Genomic DNA, 3102 nt, shown 5'->3' with positions numbered 1-3102 from the left:
TCTAAAGAACAAAAGATTAAGGGCAGGCTGGGATGACAGTTTTTTACTCGAATTACTTCACGAGGGGTTTTGTCAAGACATTTTTACCAAATAACCCTGAGTCTGAATTGAAAGGACTTGCGGATTAACATACGAGTATTCTACCATTCGTCTTAAGAGGGTGTCAAATGTTAATTTCTAAAAGGGTTATTTTTACTGGCACAATTCATCTCGGCCCTAAAGGACCGAGTATTCTTGTGTCCTAATGATAAAATTAATACTTATGTTAGGCTTCGAATTAGAGGCCTTCTTTGATTTAAAAGCTACTTAGGTTCTTTAGCATTTTCTAAAGAAATTTTTCTACGGAGAATGCAGGCAACTTTTCAAAGTTGTCAAATTCGGGTAGACAAATTAATTAGAAAAGGCAAAGAAGATAAAGTTTTTAAATAAGAGAAGGTCTCTTATGGAACGGAAGCCAAAAAAGCTCCTCCTGATCACTTCGTCGGGGGGAGGCGGACATATACAAGCAGCAAAAGCCCAAGCGGTCGAAGCACTTTCTGAAGACCCTACCACTGAAATCATCGAAAAAGATATCTTGATCGATATCGTGAGCAAGCGGCTGGGCAAAGGATTTGTCTTCCTTTGGAACTCGTCCCAAAAACGGGGAAACGTCAAGTTTCTCATGTTTCTCTTAAAGAATATTCCCACGGCAGACTTTCTTTTTGGCGCCTTTATCTTTACCCGTGTTCTTTTTCTTATTCTTAAGGAAGGCGTTGATCAAATTGTCGACACCCAGCCCATTGGAACTTCTGCCATTATCAAAGCGATTAAAGTGGCCCGAAAAGTGACAGGAAAGCCGCTCCGTTTAGAGAAAATTGTGACCGAGCTTCCGACCGACAATGTGGTCCATTTTTTCAAACCGATCAAAGGGCTTTCTCCCAATGACCACGCTTTTCTCAAGCTGATCAGCACCACTCCGCTGCTGCGAGAAAACCAAACCGCCGAAACCTTTTGGCAAAAAAACTGTGGCCTTTCTGAAAGAGAAGTCTGTTACGAAAGTTTTCCTTTGCGCCCCTCCTTTAAAAAACTCCAAAAGCTCATGCCAAAAACTCGGGAGCGGATCCCCATTAAAATCCAAGTGGGCTCTGCCGAAGAAAAATTTCTGATTGCCAACACGATTAAAAGAGGGACCCTTCATTCAGAAATTTACCGTGATAAAATTGTCGTAACGATCGAGCCGAGCGACAAGGTTTCTACCATCCTTCTTGGAAGCCAGCCGACCGAAGAGGCGACCCTTAAGTATGTGAAAAACACGATCGAGCTCATGGAAGAAGGAGAGGCGAGCGAGCGCCATCTTCTCTTCGTTTTTTGCAACTCTCACACCAAGCACAAAAACAGTCTTCTCAAGCGGGTTCATAACGTCGTTCAAAAAGCGACCTACTATCCCTTTAATCTCAGCATCATTCCCATGTGTTTCCAAAGCGATGAAGTCATTGCAACCCTTTATCACCGGAGTGATGCTACCTTTACCCGTTCTGGTGGGCTGACAGCGATGGAGCTCATGTCGGTTGCGCAAGGGCAAATTTGGATCCATTCCGAGACCAAGCATGGCCTCGAAATCGAAAAAGGAATGCCCATTTGGGAACAAGGGAATGCCACCTATCTCCAAGAAAAGAAGGGAGCCCGCTTTATTACCCCCGAAACCTTTTTCGACAGTTGCGCCCCCTATTTTCTCCCCGAGTCCTCCAAGATCGGAATTATTTAAGGTAATGGTTCGTTTAAAAATAAGCTTGGGAAGTTAACCAGCGAAAAAACTCCAGAGAGCCATATAGAGATGCGTCGGGGCTACGCCCCCCGGGCTTGAGCTCACGTCAGTTCGCTGTGGAAGGGAAAAATAAAACTCTCCAGTGAACGGACATGGCTTCGAAGCCGGAGGCGGAGAAAAGCCATGCCGTGAGCTGTCCGCGGCTTCAAGATGGCTGTGAAAAATCGGTCCGACCGAGTGGGTGGATCAGTGCTTCGCACGGCCCCCCGAGGAGGATCGATTTGACTTTCCAGATTGATGCTCAACGGGGGTGGCGGGGGGCGTAGCCCCCGACATGTCTATATATGGACTAATGGAGTTTGTATCCGGTTAAACACTTAAACTCTCTCTTAAGTGAACCACTACTACCTCGCCTCCTACATGACAGCGCGGACTAGCCCTTCCCAGTCATGATTGTCAAGGTAGTGCATAATTAAACCCTGTGACACCCCAATCGAACGGGCAAAGCCAGGAACATACTGCATCATATTCCCCCGGTGAAGCTCATGAGTCATCCGCTGACTAAAACCGACCCGCTTCCCATACCCATTTAAAAAACCTTTCCGCTTAAACACGTCCTTCATGATCTTAGGAAGACGCTTTTTTAGGGATGGGTTTGTCACAATATAGCTGAGGAAACGTAAGGGATGCACATGGACCACCTTGTCTCCTATCTTCTCCATCGCCCTTTTTTCTTTCAGAAGACCGACCCAGCCGAGATCTCCCATCGCCTTTATGATCTTCGAAATATTACTCTGATCACTTGGAGTCAGAGAAAGATTATAAAAAGGTTGGTAGGGAGACCCCTGAGAAAGGACCGGTACTAAGGTAGAAGCTACCTTCAAAACCCCCTCAAGATCGATCTCTTCCGCAAGTCCCCTCTCAAAAGGGTCAAGATGACTTAAGAACTTTTCTTTCGATTGATCAAAGTTTTCTATATTTCCTTGGATGACCTTACGCAGCTGCTGGTGAAAATGAGGAAAAAAACAGTGGAGAGCTTCTGGTGACCCATGCAAGTAGGGGGATTTCTCTAAACCCGAAGAAAAAGTGACCTCCATTTCCCCTTTTGCTTTCGAAAAAGCATGAAAAAGGAGAAAGTTTTGGACAACTCTTACATCCCTTTCCTCATCTGGAAGAGCGATTTCTATTAAATTTCCATGGACGATTCCAAAAAACACAAGAAACCACAAACCCTTCATGATAAACCTTCTTTATGTCACCTACTCCTCCCTAAAGGAAGGAGCTTGTAGCTAGCGCAGTTGCTGCTACCATAGGCACGTTGACAGGTGCCCTTGCTGAGACAACAGACTCAGCAAGCT

Annotated in this window: 2 protein-coding genes; one reads left to right on the top strand and one right to left on the bottom strand. The window is 45.4% G+C overall.

The features are described 5' to 3' along the window. Nucleotides 1-442: 442 nt before the first annotated feature. A complete protein-coding gene (locus NEPTK9_RS09310) occupies nucleotides 443-1744 on the top strand; it encodes a glycosyltransferase family protein (RefSeq protein WP_194848556.1) in 1302 nt (433 codons plus the stop codon). A gap of 416 nt (nucleotides 1745-2160) precedes the next feature. Here the strand turns inward: NEPTK9_RS09310 and NEPTK9_RS09305 are convergent, their stop codons facing one another. Then, on the bottom strand, nucleotides 2161-2982 hold the full coding sequence (locus NEPTK9_RS09305) for a DUF8085 domain-containing protein (protein ID WP_194848555.1): 822 nt from the start codon (nucleotides 2980-2982) through the stop codon (nucleotides 2161-2163). Nucleotides 2983-3102: the final 120 nt, after the last annotated feature.

This window comes from Candidatus Neptunochlamydia vexilliferae, from assembly GCF_015356785.1.
GTDB classification, from domain to species: Bacteria; Chlamydiota; Chlamydiia; order Chlamydiales; family Simkaniaceae; genus Neptunichlamydia; species Neptunichlamydia vexilliferae.
The sequence above is the reverse complement of the archived record's forward strand: the minus strand, read 5'-3'. Positions and strand labels throughout refer to the sequence as shown.